We start from the raw sequence: 16,546 nt of genomic DNA on the forward strand, positions 1-16,546 counted from the left end.
CATTTTCAAGCTATTGATCTTGTCTCTCGTCCTGGAAAAAATCTTTGTTAAAGCTTGTTCCGCTCGTCTTGCTTTCTTTTTTCACGATCCTGATCCCTTTTTTGATGAGGTCTGTTCCATATTTTTCATTCAATTCGGCCATCACTTTTTGGATCGGCTCATCTTTGGCATCCTCATGAAACGAAAATAAATCAAGCTGTTTGACGGCTTCCTTCCGATTGACGAGGTCTGTTCCCGTCACGCCTAAAAGTCTGACAGGACTTCCGTGCCAATGCTGCCTGAAAAGGGCTTTCGCTTCCTTCGCAATATCTTCTCTTGAATCGGTCGGATTCAGAAGGGTCTTGCTTCTGGTTATGTTTGTCCAATCCGCAAAGCGGATCATGATGAAAACTTTTGCTGCCATGACCTCTTTTCGCTTCAGCCTGTCGCTTACTGAGACGGAAAGCTTGTCAATCAGGCCGCACAATTCCTTCTCATCTGTGCTGTCATACGGGAGAGTCGAGGAATTGCCGACGCTTTTGAATTCGTATATCCTGTCGGGATTCACCTCTCCGGTGTCGATGCCGTTTGCCCTCCTTTTTAAACGGGGGCCGTTGATACCTAGGAGGCGCTTTAAAGCATACTCATCTGCGGCAGCCAAATCGCCGATCTTGCCGATATCAAGCGTCTTGAGCTTTTCAGCGGTTTTCCGGCCGACTCCGTACATCTCGCTGATGTCCATGGGCCAAAGAATCCGGGGCACTTCGCGCTTTCTCAATATCGTAATGCCGAGCGGTTTTTTCATATCCGAAGCCATTTTGGCCAGGAATTTATTCGGAGCGATCCCGATGCTTGACGGAAGAAGCAGTTCTTCTTGAAGGCGCTCTTGAATTTCCTTCGCCGTTTCATATGCCCGATTTCTGTATGGCGTGTCCGTTAAATCCATGTACCCTTCATCAATGGAAACAGGCTCGACAAGGTCCGTATACTCCCTGAGCACTTGAAACATTTCTCTTGAAGAGCTTCTGTAGCGGTCGAAATTCGGCGGCTTGACGATCAACTCGGGGCAGAGCCGCTTCGCTTCCCAAAGCGGCATAGGCGGTTTTACGCCGCGTGCTCTCGCCTCGTAGCTGCACGTGACGACGATGCCTTTCCGCTCCTTTGCATTTCCCGCGATGGCGAGCGGCCTGCCTTTCAGCGAAGGGTCATACGCCATTTCAACAGACGCGTAAAAGCTGTTCATATCGATATGAAAGATGACTCTTCCCTTTTGTTTATCAGCAGACAAAACGGCTCCCTCCTGGTACTCAGATTAGACATCCCGGCATTCATATAGTAAGATGTTAAATGAAACGGAAGTGATAATAGATGATTCTTGAATCTTTCAACGATGCTTTTTTACTGTTTGAGTTTTTCACAATCGTCCTTCCCGCACTGACGGCGATCGGTATCGCCCTCATCCTAAAGGACTGCAGTACGGGCGACAGCTGGAAAACGAAACGGTTTGAAGAATATCATGCAATACAGTTTGTTTCTGCAATCGATTTTCTTATCATCCTATATCATCGCATTACGGTATGGATAAGTAAAGTCATTCGCATGAAAGCTTCATCGAACGACGATGAAGACCACCGTTCCCTTCTTCTTTCAATTTAAACGGGAAAAGGTGTCCGGCAGACGGGCCCTTTTATTCAGAAGGAGGAGAACGTGTTGAACACGAAATTAAAACAATTGTTTGCGACTGCAATGTTTTTGATCATGACCATGTTTATAGGTGAACAAGCTTCGGCAGCCACCGGCAGTACCGGAGGAAGCGACAACTTCTTCCAACACTATGTCGTGGGGCCTTTTTCAGAGCTGATTAAAGGAATCGCCGGATTTTTCCACGGAAACTACGGACTGTCGATTATTTTTGTGACCATCATCGTCCGGGTTCTCGTCTTTCCGCTGTTTGCCAACCAGTATAAAAAACAGCGGGCCATGCAGGAAAAAATGGCGCTTGTCAAACCTGAGCTGGATGCGATTCAAAGCAAGCTAAAAAAGACGAAAGATCCTGTGAAGCAGAGGGAAATTCAGCAGGAGATGATGCAGCTTTACCAAAAGCATAACATCAATCCGCTGGCGATGGGCTGCCTGCCGATGCTGATTCAGTTTCCGATCCTGATCGGTTTTTATTATGCGATCCGCTCGACGCCCGAAATTGCTTCACACTCTTTTCTCTGGTTTAACCTCGGGCATTCGGATATTATCGTATCTTTATGCGCCGGGTTCATGTATTTTATCCAGTTCTATGTGTCTCAAAAGCTGAACGCACAGAACGCCCAAACAAATCCGGCGGCTCAGCAGTCCGCCAAAATCATGGGCTTCTTTTTCCCTGTGATGATGACGATCTTTTCGATCAACGTCCCTGCAGCCCTGCCGCTGTACTGGCTGACAAGCGGACTGCTTCTGACGATTCAATCCGTCGTTCTTCATCAAGTTTACCAAAAAAACAAAAAAGCCATTCAGCCTGCTGAATCGGCTACAAAATAAAAAAGCTTGCGCCTTTAAAGGCGCAAGCTTTTTTGCGTTTCCCTTCCATCTTCTCGATCGCGACTTCAGGTAGTGTGACCGTTTCCGCTGAAACCATCGGCTCGAGCTGAAACGGTCCCTGTAAAAACCCGCCTTTATGACGGGTTTGCTACTTCCTCAATAATGGCAACAACCATTTCTGCAGTTTTGACAAGTTCCTCAATCGGCATTTTTTCGTTTTTCGTATGGATTTGTTCATATCCGACTGCAAGGTTGACAGTCGGAATGCCGTGTCCTGCGATGACGTTCGCATCGCTTCCTCCGCCGCTCGTCAATAGCTCGTACGGACGGCCGATTTTCCCGGCGGCTTTTTTGGCGATTTCAACGACGAGATCCCCGTCTTTGTATTTAAAGCCCGGGTACATGACTTCGATTTCCACCTCGGCTCTGCCACCCATTTCAGCGGCGGCTGCTTCAAACGCCTGCTTCATTTTTTCGGTCTGCTTTTCCATTTTTTCCGGAACAAGCGAACGGGCTTCAGCGAGAATGTCGACCTGATCGCAGACGATATTGGTTTGCGTTCCGCCCTCAAAGCGGCCGATATTAGCCGTCGTCTCCTCGTCGATGCGGCCAAGCGGCATTTTGGCAATCGCTTTTGAAGCGATCGTGATCGCGGAGACTCCTTTTTCCGGCTCTACTCCGGCATGAGCCGTTTTTCCATAGACAGTTGCTCTAATTTTCGCCTGTGTCGGCGCTGCTACGATAATATTGCCGACCTTCCCGTCGGAATCAAGCGCATATCCGTAATCGGCTTTGATCAGCGATCGGTCTAAAGCTTTCGCTCCGACAAGCCCCGATTCTTCGCCGACCGTAATGATAAACTGGATCGTTCCGTGCGGAATGTTTTTTTCTTTCAGCACTTTTACGGCTTCGAGCATCGCTGCAAGGCCTGTTTTGTCGTCAGCTCCCAAAATCGTTGTGCCGTCTGTTTTGACATATCCGTCTTCAATGACCGGCTTCACGCCTTTTCCGGGCACGACGGTATCCATGTGGGATGTAAAGTAAATCGTGTCCGCCTCTTTCGTTCCAGGAAGCGTGCACACGAGGTTTCCCGCTCCGTGCCCCGTTTTTGGCGCGGTGTCATCCTCCACGACATCCATTCCAAGAGCAGCAAATTTTTCTTTCAGCACCTTGCAAATATCAGCTTCGTGTTTTGTCTCGGAATCAATTTGCACAAGTTCTAAAAACTCTTCTAACAGGCGTTTTTCATTCATGCTAGTTTCCCCTCCATTTTTAAAGCGGTATATTTCCATGCTTTTTGTCCGGCCGGATTTCTCTTTTGCTCTTCAGCATGTCAAACGTTTGGATCAGCTTCTTCCGCGTCTCTTTCGGATCGATGATATCGTCTACCATGCCGTATCTTGCAGCGGCAAAAGGGCTTGAAGCGTGCATGCATTTCCGGATTTTTTCCTCGCGGGCGGCCCGCGGGTCTTCCGACCGTTCGATTTCCTTCGCGAACAGCACATCTGCAGCTTCCGAGGCGCCCATCACTGCAATTTCTGCATTCGGCCAAGCAAACACGGCATCCGCTCCAAGCGCCTTGCTGTTTAAAGCGACATATGCTCCGCCGTATGCTTTTCTTAAAATGACCGTCACCTTGCAGACGGCGGCTTCCGCATACGCGTAAAGGATTTTAGCGCCGTGTCTGATCACCCCGCCGTGCTCTTCGCGTATTCCCGGAAGAAAGCCGGGGCAATCCACCAAAGTCAAAATCGGGATCTGAAAGGAATCGCAAAAACGGATAAACCGGGCGATTTTGTCAGCCGCATCCATGCTGAGGCTTCCGGCTAAATACTTCGGCTGGTTGGCCACGATCGCCGCCGTTTCCCCCGCTATCCTTGCAAAACCGATCACCGCGTTTTTGGCAAAGTGGCGCTGCACTTCAAAAAATGTTCCGCTGTCTGCGATTTCCGCGATGATCTGTTTGATGTCATACGGCCGCTGACCGTCTTCAGGCAGAATCGTCATTAAATCAGGCCTTATCTCATCGTCTTTCGCCTTTCTCGCCTTAGCCGGGGGCTTTTCTTCGTGATTCTGGGGGATGTAGGACAAGAGCTTGCGCACCTCACTGAGGACGGCCTCATCGGAATCCCCGGAAAAATGGGCATTCCCGCTGATTGAATTATGTATATAGGCGCCCCCCAATTCTCCGGAGCTGACAGCTTCGCCTGTCGCCGTTTTGATGACTTTCGGACCGGTAATGAACATCTGTCCGGTTTTTTCGTTCATAAAAACGAAGTCGGTCAAAGCTGGAGAATAAACCGCGCCGCCCGCACAAGGGCCGAGAATGACAGAGATTTGCGGAATGATGCCTGAGCAAAGGACATTTCGGTAAAAAATATGACCGTATCCATCTAATGATAGCACACCCTCTTGAATTCTCGCACCACCTGAGTCGTTCAGACCGATGAAAGGGGCCTTATTTTTGAGGGCAAGATCCATGACGGCCGCTATTTTTTTGGCGTGCATTTCTCCGAGCGCTCCGCCGGTGACGGTAAAATCCTGGGAAAACAGATAAACGGGCCGCCCGTCGATTTTTCCGAATCCCGTGACAACCCCGTCGCCTAACGGGCCGCCGGACTGCCGGCTTCTGGCAAAAGCATTCAGCTCAGTGAACGTTCCCTCATCAAGCAGAAGATCGATTCTCTCTCTGGCGGTGAGCTTGCCTTTTTGCTTCTGCCTGTCGATCCGTTCCTGCCCGCCCCCAAGCAAAGCTTGTTGACGGCTGTTGTTTAAATCGTCGACTCTTTCAAACATATTCATCGTGTTCTGCCCCTTCTCTATTTGATTCTTACACGAAACTTGTCCGATGAAAAAAAGCAGTATAAAATAATGGGAGATTAAAAAACAGAGGTGAAAAGCTTGTCTCGAAAATTCATCAAATTCATGGTTATTTTAATGATCGGCGTCATGGTGCTGACGACTCTGCTTACCGGACTCAGCATGATTTTTTAATACAAATCATGAAAGCAGGCGGCTCTTTTTGCGGAGAAACGCCTGCTTTTTTTCAAGCCCGGACTTCCGCAGGAATAGAAAAAACCGCACGGGTTTCCCCCTGTTCCATTAGATTGACCAATGAAGGAGAAACTCATGCGGTTATGCAGGAGATTTAATTCCTTTAAAGTAGCTCTTAATCACAAGATACTGTTCCATTTCGCCGAGAAAATTGAAAAGAGCAGCGCGCGCTTCAAATTCTTCGCGTGTCGTCGGCAGCTCCATCTCATCAATTTCCTCTCTCATTTTCACGAGCCGCTTCAAAAACTTATGAGCCGTATTGCCGGGATGGATGGCTCCTCTTAAATCATGAAGAAACGCTGCGATCATATGCCCCTGTTCAACCGTCATCGAAATCGACGTGATTTTCGGCAGGACCCTTTCGATAATTTCAAACTGCTTTTCTCTCATTTTAAAGTAGTGATAATAGAGATTTTCGTGCCTGAGAAAGTGATTTTCCACATCACGGTATGCCAGGGTCTTCGCTTCATTGATCAAACGGTGCGTCTCAGGAATCTCTTTTCCCGTCCAGTCCTGTTCCCCGGTCAGCAAATAGCGTTCGATTTCTTCAAAAATCTTGGCAAAGTTATCTTCGATTTTCTGCTGATACTGTTTGAGCTCTTTATCGAGGCTCGGCATGTACAAATTCATCAGCAGGGCAACGCCGATTCCCGTAATGATGATGAGGCATTCATTCCAAATGAGAGAAAGGGTGATCCCTTCTGACATATAAAGATGAAGAATGATGACCGAACTTGTGACGATTCCTTCTTTTATTTTCAGAAGAACGGTTGTCGGAATAAAGAACAGCAGCATCAGACCGATGACAGCCGGATGATAGCCGATCAGTTCAAAAAACGCGTATGAAAAAACGATCGCAAGAATGCATGCCGCAAACCGGGCCCATGATGCCTGAAGGGACCGCTTTTTCGTCACTTGAATACAGAGGATCGTGATGATCCCTGTCGACACAAAATTATGAAGGCCGAGCAGCTGTGCGATATAGATGGCCAATGCTGTGCCAAGCGCTGTTTTTAATGTGCGATAACCTATTTTAAACATCGTTAACCCCAATCTTTTCTGCTAGTCTTAGTGAATAAAAAAGAAGAAGATCAGCATCTTCTTCAGCTTATTTTATAGTATTTTCTCTAAAAAGTCTTGAGCTCTTTTCGATTTTGGAGAAGAAAAAAACGCTTTAGGATCATCGTCTTCGACAATGGTTCCTTCATCCATGAAAAGCACCCTGTCGGCGACTTCTTTGGCAAAGCCCATTTCGTGCGTCACGATCACCATCGTCATCCCGGTTTTCGCCAAATCCTGCATCACCTGAAGCACTTCTTTGACCATCTCAGGATCAAGGGCCGATGTCGGCTCGTCAAACAGCATGATGTCCGGATTCATCGCCAGCGCCCTCGCAATCGCAACGCGCTGCTTTTGCCCCCCTGATAAACGGTTCGGATAATCATCTTTTTTATCGATAAGCCCCACTTTCTCAAGCAGTTCTTCCGCTTTTTTCGTTGCTGCCTGTTTGCTTTCTTTTTTGACATGGACAGGTGCATACGTAATATTTTCAAGAACCGTTTTATGCGGAAACAAATGAAAATGCTGAAAGACCATGCCGATGTTCTCTCTGATTTTCAGCACATTTGTTTTCGGTCTTGTAATCTCTTGATCCTGAATGAAAATGCTGCCCTCCGTCGGCTTTTCGAGCATGTTTAAGCAACGCAGAAACGTGGACTTGCCTGAGCCTGACGGACCGATGACAGCGGCTACTTCGCCTTTTTCAAAGGAAACGGAAATATGTTTAAGCACCTCGTGCTTTCCGAAAGATTTTGAGAGATTGCGAACATTAATCATTGACATTCAGCTTCCTTTCAATCGCTTTGCCGACAAACGTCAGGATCAAAACGAGCACATAGTAGATGAGACCCGCAAACAGCATCGGCTCAAGCGGGCTGTAGATCGCCGCTCCCGCCTGATAGCTTCGTCTCATAATATCGCCGAGTCCGATGACGGTGACAACAGCCGATTCCTTTGTCAGTGTAATCGATTCGTTGATCAGCGCTGGCATGATATTTTTAAAGGCCTGCGGCAGCAAGAGATCCTTCATCATCTTTGCATACGGGACGCCCAGCGCCATCGCCGCTTCTTTTTGCCCTTTGTCGATCGCATTGATTCCGGCTCTGATGATTTCTGACACATAAGCGGCGGAATTTAAGCCGAATGCGATGACGGCCGCCCAGTAAGCATCAATATCGAAGCCCAGCACCTGAGGCAGCCCGTAATAGACGATCATCAGCTGCAGAACAAGCGGTGTCCCCCGGAATATGGAAGTGTAAAAATCGGCAATCCATGCGAGGGGCTTGATCGAACTGATTTTTAAAAGCGTAATCAAAACCCCCAGCAAAAATCCAAGCACGGCCGCAGCCGCGACCACTTTTAAGGTGACGCCCAAGCCTTCCAAAATGAAAGGCATCTCGGGTATTGTACTAGAAAAATCAAGAAAATTCATGTGACTCTCCCTCTCCCGCCTCATCATCAAAGAGGCGCACATCGCTTTAGAAAAAAAAGTTCAACAAAAAGTTGAACTTTTCACGCTTACTTTTTCGTTTCTCCGCCGAACCATTTTTCTTTCAGCTTTTCAAGTTCTCCGCTTTTCTCCATTTCTTCAAGCGCTTTGTTGAACTTCTCGGTCAAATCGCTTCCCTTTTTGAAGGCGATCGCGGAGCCGGCTTTTTCATCCGGTTCTTTCGGCAGATTGTAGCCAACCAGTTCTTCATTTTTATTAATATATTTTTCGGCAACGATATCCTCTATGATTGCTGCGTCAAAGCGGCCCGCTTTGATTTCTTCGGTTAAATCCGAAATGCGGTTGCGGTTTTCAACTTTTAAATTATAATCCGGCGTAAGCTCCTTCGCTTTTTCTTCCTGAATGGAGCCAAGCTGCACGCCGACCGTTTTTCCTTTCAAATCGTCAAGCGATTTGATGCCGCTTGATTTTTTTGTAACGATCATGTTGTGAGCCGTATAATAGACGTTTGAAAAATCGACCTGCTTTTTGCGTTTAGGCGTCGGCGTCATTCCTGAAAGCACGATGTCGACTTTGTTTGTTTTAAGAGCGGTCACCAGGCCGTTGAAGTCCATGTCTTTCACTTCGATTTCATGGCCCGTTTTTTTAGCCAGTGCATTGGCCAGATCAACATCAAAACCGACAATCTTATCTCCGTCTTTCGATTCAAAAGGCGGGTAATCGGCTGAAGTTCCCATCACCAATGTTTTTTTATCAGCAGAACTGCTGCTCGTCCCGCATGCAGTCAATGCAAATGTGACACATGCTGCCACTACCAGTAACATCCATTTTTTCATGTTGTGTATCCCCCTGAACCTTTTTTGAATATTTATTCGTTGATATGTATTTTAAACATTTTCTAGGCCAGATGCAATACCATTTTGAAAAATAACTGAAAAACCTTCAAACAAGCATTTAAATACCAATTGAAAGCCTGTGTTTTTATCTTTCTGATTGCATATAAAAAGAATTTTTATACATAAAAAAAGCCTGCCACTGTTTTGGCAGGCGGTATTTCCTTTACCTTATACTTCTTCACAGTATTCTTCAAACAATCCTTGAAGCTTAGTGATGACAGCCATCGGCTCATAGCCTTCAATTTCATGGCGTTCGACCATTTTTAAAATCTTGCCGTCTTTTAAAAGAGCGAATGACGGAGAAGAGGGCGGATATCCTTCAAAATATCCCCTTGCTCGAGCCGTCGCTTCTTTGTCTTGTCCGGCAAAAACGGTGACGAGATGATCCGGGCGCTTATCGTAATGAACCGCATGATGTGCGGCTGGTCTTGCAATTCCCCCTGCACAGCCGCAGACGGAGTTGACCATCACAAGCGTAGTCCCTTTTTTCGTGAGCGCTTCATCGACCTCTTCAGGCGTTTTCAATTCGGTGTAGCCGGCAGCCGTTATTTCCTGTCTGGCTTGGCGCACGACATCATTCATAAACAGATTAAAATCCATGTTCACTTTAAGATCTCTCCTTTTTAGCCGCCTTTAGCATGATGCTAAAGGCGCTGTTTGCTCATCTGTTCTAATGATACTTTGAAACCGTCCGAACCGCAAATCAGGCGATTCGTGTTCCTTCAGGTTTATGGCACGGGCAGCCCGGGGAAAAATAAGTAAAGACTCTATCAAATAAAGGAGCACCTTTATGAACCGAAAGAAAGCAATGCTGATTTACAACGGAAATGCAGGACAAAAAAATGTTGAAAAAACACTGGGTGCTGCCGTACCTGTTCTTTCACAGGCTATAGACGAACTCATCGTAAAACCGACGAGAAAGAAACGTGATGCATTCGAATTTTGCCGAAAGATCGGGGAGGATATCGGGCAATTGTTTATATTAGGCGGTGACGGAACGGTGCACGAATGCATTAACGGCATCAGCCAGCTTCAAACGAAGCCAGATATCGGCATTCTCCCGGGCGGCACATGCAACGACTTTTCGAGGGCGCTCCGCATTCCCCAGAACATTGAAAAAGCGGCGGAAGCGCTCGTCAATGGAAAACCTGTCCCGGTCGATGTGTTAAAAGCAAATGATCATTATTGTCTCAACTTCTGGGGCATCGGATTGATTACGGAAGCTTCCACCCATATCAATCAAACGGAAAAAGCGCTGCTCGGGAGAATCAGTTATTTTACAAGCGCACTGCGGACCATCTCCAATCTTGAGCCTTTCTCTTTCCGCCTGTCGATCGACGGAGAAGAGTTTACTGACGAAGCGGTCATGGTGGTCGTGCTGAACGGACCATTTATCGGAACAAACAAGATCCCCCTTCCGCAGCTGAGCATTAACGACGGAAAAGCGGACATCCTCGTCTGCCGGAATACGAATCTGGCTGCATTGAAAGAACTTTTTGCAATGGATGATCCCGAATGGGATTCCTTTGCAGGCGAGCTCTCCTATTATCAGGGGCAAACCGTTGAAGTTGAAACCGCCCTCCCAATGGAAGCCGATACAGACGGCGAAATCTGCACAAAAACGCCGGCTTCAATCGAGGTGCTAAACGGACATCTCCGCATGCTCGCCCCCTTAGAAAAAGAAAAGAGCTGACCCTTAACGGGCCAGCTCTTCTTTTTTAATAAATGGAAGTATGATCATCGATTTGTTCCAAAATCTCTTTCACACGGGCAAGGAATCTGCCGCAAACGAGGCCGTCAAGCACTCTGTGGTCGAGGGATAAGCACAGGTTCACCATATCTCTGACCGCGATCATGCCATGCTCCATGACGACGGGACGCTTGACGATCGATTCAACCTGCAGGATGGCCGCCTGTGGATGGTTGATGATCCCCATTGACTGAACCGACCCGAACGAACCGGTATTGTTGACCGTGAACGTACCTCCGCTCATATCCCCGCTCGTCAGCTTGCCGCTTCTGACCTTATGAGCCAGTTCGGAGATTTCTCTCGCGATGCCTTTAATTGTTTTTTCATCGGCATGCTTGATGACAGGAACGTACAGCGCATCGTCAGTCGCTACTGCAATTGAGATGTTGATGTCTTTTTTCTGAATGATTTTATCTCCGGCCCACATGCTGTTCATTTGCGGGAATTCCTTCAGCGCCTGTGCGACCGCTTTGACAAAGAACGCGAAAAAGGTCAGGCTGAAGCCCTCTTTCTTCTTAAATTCGTCCTTTATTTTGTTGCGGTAGCTCACAAGACTTGTGACATCCACTTCCATCATCGTCCAGGCATGAGGGATTTCATGCTTGCTTCTGACCATATTGGTCGCAATCGCATGACGGATTCCGGTCACAGGAATCTCGACGTCTCCAGCCGCACTCTGAGGCGGTGCAGCTTGAGGGGCGGCTTGCGCCGGCTTTTGGACGGGCTCACTCGCTCCCGCGGCATTTGTATCCGGCTGTTTTTCCGGCGCCGCATCAGCTTGAGGAGCAGCTCCGGAAGCAATGATGCGCTGGATGTCTTTTCTGGTGATCCGTCCGCCGGCACCGGTACCTTCCACCTGCTCCAAATCAATGTTGTGCTCACCGGCAAGTCTCAGCACCGCCGGGGAATAACGTTTTTTCTGAGATGTATCTTTTTCCTCCGGTTTGGCCGGCTCCGCTTCCGCTTGATCCAGATTGGAAGCAGCCTCAGCCTCCGGTTTCGCTTCTTCGTTTGTTTCGACTTTGCAGATGACGTCTCCGACTTGCAGAGTTTCGCCTTCTTTCCCGACAAGCTCGGTAATCGTTCCCGTGAACGATGAAGGGACTTCAGCATTGACCTTATCCGTCATCACTTCAGCAATCGGATCGTATTTGTTGACGTGATCTCCGACGCTGACAAGCCATTTGCTGATGGTTCCCTCCGTCACGCTCTCCCCGAGCTGCGGCATTGTCATTTGTTCCACTGCCATACGATATGTCCTCCTTCGCTATATTAAAACTCGGCCAATTCTCTCATTGCTGCTTCTGCTTTATCCGGATTGACCATAAAGAATTTTTCCATTGTAGGAGCATACGGCATTGCCGGGACGTCAGGGCCCGCCAACCGCTTAATCGGCGCATCCAAATCGAACAGGCAATGCTCTGAAATGATCGCGGCTACTTCACTCATAATGCTGCCTTCCTTCGTATCCTCGGTCATCAGAAGCACTTTGCCCGTTTTGGAAGCCGCTTCAATAATCGCTTCCTGATCGAGCGGATATACTGTTCTTAAATCAAGGATATGTGCGGAAATCCCGTCTTTGGCAAGCCGCTCGGCAGCCTGAAGGGCGAAATGGACGCACAATCCGTATGTGATGACGGTAATGTCTTCGCCTTCCCGCTTCACATCCGCCTTTCCGATCGGCAGCACATAGTCGTCACTCGGCACTTCGCCCTTGATCAGCCGGTACGCACGTTTATGCTCGAAGAACAGGACAGGGTCGTCATCGCGGATGGCCGCTTTCAAAAGCCCTTTGACATCATAAGGTGTCGAAGGCATGACGATTTTCAACCCGGGCTGGTTGGCAAATACGGATTCAACTGACTGAGAATGGTACAGCGCGCCGTGCACGCCTCCGCCGTAAGGTGCGCGGATGACGATCGGACAATTCCAGTCATTGTTGGAGCGGTAGCGGATTTTTGCCGCTTCTGAAATAATCTGGTTGACAGCCGGCATGATAAAATCTGCAAACTGCATTTCGGCGACCGGTCTCATCCCGTACATGGCAGCCCCGATTCCGACGCCGGCAATTGCGGATTCCGCCAAAGGCGTGTCCATCACCCGCTCTTCGCCGAACTGGTCGTAAAGACCGGCTGTTGCCTTGAACACACCGCCTTTTTTGCCGACATCCTCCCCTAAAACAAAGACGCGGGAATCCTTTTCCATTTCTTCTTTCAAAGCCAAAGTGACAGCATCTATATATGACATAACTGGCATTGTTCTTCCCCCTTACTCCGCATAAACATGCCGCAGCGCATCTTCCGGATCTGCATAAGGTGCATGTTCAGCATAATCTGTTGCTTCATTGACGATGGTTGTGATCTCATCCGACATTTGCTTCTCAGACTGGTCGTCCAGAAGGCCTGTTTCTTTTAAGTAATGCGCGAATTTGTTAAGCGGATCATTTTTCTTCGCCTCCGCCACCTCTTCGCGCTCTCTGTAGCTTCGATCATCATCATCGCTGGAGTGCGGGGTCAGCCGGTATGATATCGTTTCGATTAATGTCGGACCTTCGCCTCTTCCGGCACGTTCCCTTGCTTCTTTAACCGCTTTGTAGACTTCAAGCGGATCATTTCCGTCAACAGTCACGCCGGGCATGCCGTAACCGACGGCGCGGTCGGAAATGTTTTCACAAGCCACCTGCTTTTCGTAAGGAACCGAAATGGCGTATTTATTGTTTTCACACATGAAAATGACGGGAAGCTTATGAACGGCGGCAAAGTTCGCCCCTTCATGGAAGTCCCCCTGGTTTGAAGAGCCTTCACCGAACGTCACAAAAGTCGCGATGTCTTTCTTTTCAAGTCTTCCGGCAAGCGCTACACCCACCGCGTGCGGAACTTGCGTTGTCACTGGCGAAGAGCCCGTGACGATCCGGTTTTTCTTTTGACCGAAGTGGCTCGGCATCTGCTTTCCTCCCGAATTCGGATCCTCGGCTTTTGCAAACGCCGACAGCATTAAATCTTTTGCCGTCATGCCAAAAGCAAGGACAACGCCCATATCTCTGTAATATGGAAGCACATAATCGTTCTCACGGTCTAATGCAAATGCCGCTCCGACCTGGGCGGCTTCCTGTCCTTGACAAGAGATGACAAAAGGAATTTTGCCTGAACGGTTTAAGAGCCACATCCGCTCATCAAGTTTTCTGGCTAAAAGCATGGTTTTGTACATGTCGATTGCTTGTTCATCTGTTAATCCAACTGCTTCATGACGGTTATTGCCCATTTTTTTCACTCCTTCATGCTTTCTAAAAATGAATCGCCTTTCCATCTACGGCAAGGGCGGCTTCTCCGATCGCCTCCGACAGCGTCGGATGCGGATGGATCGTTTGTCCGACTTCCCACGGGGTGGCGTCAAGCACCTTTGCCAGACCGGCTTCAGATATCATGTCTGTCACATGCGGGCCGATCATGTGAACGCCCAAAATATCATCTGATTCGCGATCGGCGACGATTTTGACAAAGCCGTCCGTCTCACCGTACACGAGCGCTTTGCCAATCGCCTGAAACGGAAATTTGCCTACTTTGACGCTTTTGCCCTGTGCCTTCGCCTCATCCTCTGTCAAGCCGACCGATGCGGCTTCAGGACTTGAATAGATGCATTTTGAGACAAGCGAATAGTCGATGTCGTGCGGATTCTCGCCAGCAATGTGCTCAACAGCCGTAATCCCTTCATGGGAAGCAGCATGTGCAAGCTGAAGGCCGCCGATCACATCTCCGATCGCATAGATGTGGGATTCTTTTGTCTGGTACATGCTGTTTGTCGCGATAAAGCCGTTTTCCACTTGGATATCTGTGTTTTCCAGACCGATCCCTTCAACATTTGCCTGCCTTCCGACAGATACGAGCATTTTCTCAGCGGAATAGGTCTGTTTTTCTCCGTCTTTTTCCGCTTGAATGCTGACCGTATCGCCTTTCGCCAATGTGTCGGGCAGCACTTTCGCTCCCGTGATGATGGTGATGCCTTTTTTCGCCAGCTGCGTCTGCATTTCTTTAGAAATATCGGCATCTTCAGTCGGCAAAATCCGGTCTGCATACTCAATGACGGTCACGTCAACACCGAAATCGCACAGCATGGAAGCCCACTCGATTCCGATGACACCTCCTCCGACAATCAGCATGGAAGCCGGAAGCTGCTCAAGTTCAAGCGCTTCGTCGGATGACAGCACGTTTTCCCCGTCAAGCTCAAGCCCCGGCAGCGACCTGGGCCTTGAGCCTGTGGCGATGATGACGTTTTTCGGTATGAGCATCTCATTCTCATCCCCGTTTGCCATCTCAACGGAAACCGTCCCCGGCATCGGGGAAAAAATCGACGGCCCGAGAATCCGTCCGATTCCTTCGTAAACATCAATCTTTCCTTTTTTCATCAAGTGTTTGACACCGTTGTGCAGCTGGTCAATTATTTTTTGTTTTCTGCTTTGAACTTGAGAAAACCGCAGGCCGACTTCAGAAATGACCACTCCGAATTCGTCCGCCTTTTTTGCTGTCCTGTAAACTTCCGCGCTTCTTAGGAGCGCTTTCGACGGGATGCAGCCTTTATGAAGGCACGTGCCGCCGAGTTTCCGCTTTTCAACGACGGCTGTTTTCAGCCCCAGCTGCGAAGCTCTGATGGCAGCCACATAGCCGCCTGTGCCCCCTCCAAGAATCACGAGATCGTATTCAGTTGCCATGACTTTCCCTCCTCTGGTTCGGATACTGTTTCGCCTCTTCTTCGCCGTTCAATACGCGAAATGCACCTTCAGCCAATGCTTGAAGCTCATTTTCTCCCGGAAAGACGACGACATCCGAAATCCAGTCTATGTATTGTCTGATCGAGGTAACAAACGATTTTCCGTACGCCAGTCCGCCTGTCAAAATAATGACATCGACTTCGCCTTTTAAGACGGCGCTGGCCGCCCCGATTTCTTTGGCGATTTGATAAGCCATCGCTTCATAGATGAGCGCAGCCTTTTGATCGCCTTCCTTGATCATTTTCTCAACTTTAACCGCATCCGTCGTGCCGAGATAGCCGGCGAGGCCTCCGCCGCCGACTAGCATTTTCATCAGCTCGCCTTTCGTATACTTGCCGGAGAAGGCCATTTCGATCAGATCACCCGCAGGAATGGTTCCGGCCCGCTCCGGACTGAGCGGACCTTCTCCGTGGAGGCCGTTGTTGACATCGATCACCCGACCGTGGCAATGAACGCCGGTCGTAATGCCGCCTCCCATGTGGGTGATGATCATTTTCATATCTTCATACCGCTTTCCAAACTGCCAGGCCGCTTTCCTCGCGACAGCTTTTTGGTTGAGCGCGTGAAAAATACTGCGCCTTTCAATGGCCGGCGTGCCGGAAATTTTTGCGATAGGGGCCATTTCATCCACAACAACGGGGTCGACGATAAAAGCGGGAATATTTAATCCGTCGGCAATCTCCCTGGCGATGATACCCCCGAGATTTGATGCATGCTGCCCCGCATATCCGTTCTTCAAATCGGTGATCATCGCATCGTTGACTTCGTAAGTGCCGCCTTCAATCGGTCTGAGCAGCCCTCCCCGGGCGCAAACGGCAGCCAATTTAGAAATATTGATTCCCTGTTCATGCAGGGTTTCGAGTATCGCCTGTTTTCTGAACGAATATTGATCAATAATGGTTTGGTATTGCTGTAACTCAGCCTCGTCATGACGGATTGATTTTTCGAAAATCGAACGGTCATCATGAAAAACGCCGATCTTTGTAGATGTTGATCCCGGATTGATGACGAGAATACGTTTTTCCTGTACCTGCATTGATATAAAACCTCCAGTAGCGAAT

Annotated in this window: 17 protein-coding genes; 4 read left to right on the plus strand and 13 right to left on the minus strand. The window is 48.7% G+C overall.

Annotation, left to right across the window (positions count from 1 at the left end; all coding sequences use genetic code 11):
- Positions 1-10: 10 nt before the first annotated feature.
- Complete coding sequence (locus M1D67_RS13430) at positions 11-1,222, minus strand: DNA polymerase IV (RefSeq protein WP_229029996.1); 1,212 nt, start codon at positions 1,220-1,222, stop codon at positions 11-13.
- A 125-nt stretch (positions 1,223-1,347) separates the two neighbouring features.
- Between M1D67_RS13430 and M1D67_RS13435 the strand changes: the two genes are divergently transcribed.
- Positions 1,348-1,635, plus strand: a complete 288-nt coding sequence (locus M1D67_RS13435) for a hypothetical protein (protein ID WP_020452104.1) — start codon at positions 1,348-1,350, stop codon at positions 1,633-1,635.
- 90 nt (positions 1,636-1,725) lie between these two features.
- Positions 1,726-2,511, plus strand: coding sequence for a membrane protein insertase YidC (locus tag M1D67_RS13440; RefSeq protein WP_229078641.1), 786 nt, complete (start codon positions 1,726-1,728; stop codon positions 2,509-2,511).
- 134 nt (positions 2,512-2,645) lie between these two features.
- On the opposite strand, the gene M1D67_RS13445 is transcribed toward M1D67_RS13440, so the two are convergent.
- Entirely contained in the window at positions 2,646-3,764 is a 1,119-nt protein-coding gene (locus M1D67_RS13445; RefSeq protein WP_023855148.1) for a tripeptidase T, read from the minus strand.
- A 19-nt stretch (positions 3,765-3,783) separates the two neighbouring features.
- Positions 3,784-5,313 carry an acyl-CoA carboxylase subunit beta gene (locus M1D67_RS13450; protein ID WP_020452107.1) on the minus strand — a complete coding sequence of 510 codons (1,530 nt, stop codon included), beginning with the start codon at positions 5,311-5,313 and terminating at the stop codon, positions 3,784-3,786.
- A 90-nt stretch (positions 5,314-5,403) separates the two neighbouring features.
- Here M1D67_RS13450 and prli42 point away from each other — a divergent pair, with 90 nt between their 5' ends.
- Positions 5,404-5,505, plus strand: coding sequence for a stressosome-associated protein Prli42 (gene prli42 / locus M1D67_RS13455; RefSeq protein ID WP_230368212.1), 102 nt, complete (start codon positions 5,404-5,406; stop codon positions 5,503-5,505).
- A gap of 141 nt (positions 5,506-5,646) precedes the next feature.
- On the opposite strand, the gene M1D67_RS13460 is transcribed toward prli42, so the two are convergent.
- From M1D67_RS13460 to M1D67_RS13480, 5 genes are all read right to left on the minus strand, one after another.
- Positions 5,647-6,606 (minus strand): aromatic acid exporter family protein, encoded by a 960-nt coding sequence (locus tag M1D67_RS13460; RefSeq protein ID WP_020452108.1) that lies wholly within the window; start codon positions 6,604-6,606, stop codon positions 5,647-5,649.
- Between the two features lie 72 nt (positions 6,607-6,678).
- On the minus strand, positions 6,679-7,401 hold the full coding sequence (artM, locus tag M1D67_RS13465; protein ID WP_023855151.1) for an arginine ABC transporter ATP-binding protein ArtM: 723 nt from the start codon (positions 7,399-7,401) through the stop codon (positions 6,679-6,681).
- Complete coding sequence (gene artQ / locus M1D67_RS13470) at positions 7,394-8,056, minus strand: arginine ABC transporter permease ArtQ (RefSeq protein ID WP_020452110.1); 663 nt, start codon at positions 8,054-8,056, stop codon at positions 7,394-7,396. The genes artM and artQ overlap by 8 nt, the downstream gene beginning before the upstream one ends.
- Before the next feature lie 86 nt (positions 8,057-8,142).
- Entirely contained in the window at positions 8,143-8,910 is a 768-nt protein-coding gene (gene artP / locus M1D67_RS13475) for an arginine ABC transporter substrate-binding protein ArtP (RefSeq protein ID WP_023855152.1), read from the minus strand.
- Positions 8,911-9,138: 228 nt separating this feature from the next.
- Positions 9,139-9,576: a BrxA/BrxB family bacilliredoxin gene (locus tag M1D67_RS13480; protein ID WP_023855153.1), complete on the minus strand. Its 438-nt coding sequence runs from the start codon at positions 9,574-9,576 to the stop codon at positions 9,139-9,141.
- A 184-nt stretch (positions 9,577-9,760) separates the two neighbouring features.
- Here M1D67_RS13480 and M1D67_RS13485 point away from each other — a divergent pair, with 184 nt between their 5' ends.
- The gene (locus M1D67_RS13485) at positions 9,761-10,663 is read left to right on the plus strand and encodes a YegS/Rv2252/BmrU family lipid kinase (RefSeq protein WP_020452112.1); all 903 of its coding nucleotides are present in this window, start codon (positions 9,761-9,763) and stop codon (positions 10,661-10,663) included.
- Positions 10,664-10,688: 25 nt separating this feature from the next.
- Here the strand turns inward: M1D67_RS13485 and M1D67_RS13490 are convergent, their stop codons facing one another.
- Genes M1D67_RS13490 through buk form a run of 5 tightly spaced genes read right to left on the minus strand, consistent with a single transcriptional unit; the run spans position 10,689 to position 16,521 of the window.
- Entirely contained in the window at positions 10,689-11,969 is a 1,281-nt protein-coding gene (locus M1D67_RS13490; RefSeq protein ID WP_020452113.1) for a dihydrolipoamide acetyltransferase family protein, read from the minus strand.
- Between the two features lie 23 nt (positions 11,970-11,992).
- A complete protein-coding gene (locus tag M1D67_RS13495) occupies positions 11,993-12,976 on the minus strand; it encodes an alpha-ketoacid dehydrogenase subunit beta (protein ID WP_020452114.1) in 984 nt (327 codons plus the stop codon).
- A gap of 12 nt (positions 12,977-12,988) precedes the next feature.
- Positions 12,989-13,981: a thiamine pyrophosphate-dependent dehydrogenase E1 component subunit alpha gene (locus M1D67_RS13500; protein WP_020452115.1), complete on the minus strand. Its 993-nt coding sequence runs from the start codon at positions 13,979-13,981 to the stop codon at positions 12,989-12,991.
- Positions 13,982-14,003: 22 nt separating this feature from the next.
- On the minus strand, positions 14,004-15,425 hold the full coding sequence (gene lpdA, locus M1D67_RS13505; RefSeq protein WP_020452116.1) for a dihydrolipoyl dehydrogenase: 1,422 nt from the start codon (positions 15,423-15,425) through the stop codon (positions 14,004-14,006).
- On the minus strand, positions 15,415-16,521 hold the full coding sequence (gene buk / locus M1D67_RS13510; RefSeq protein WP_020452117.1) for a butyrate kinase: 1,107 nt from the start codon (positions 16,519-16,521) through the stop codon (positions 15,415-15,417). Before buk ends, lpdA begins: the two co-directional genes overlap by 11 nt.
- Positions 16,522-16,546 lie beyond the last annotated feature (25 nt).

Source organism: Bacillus sp. PK6-025 (assembly GCF_056530265.1).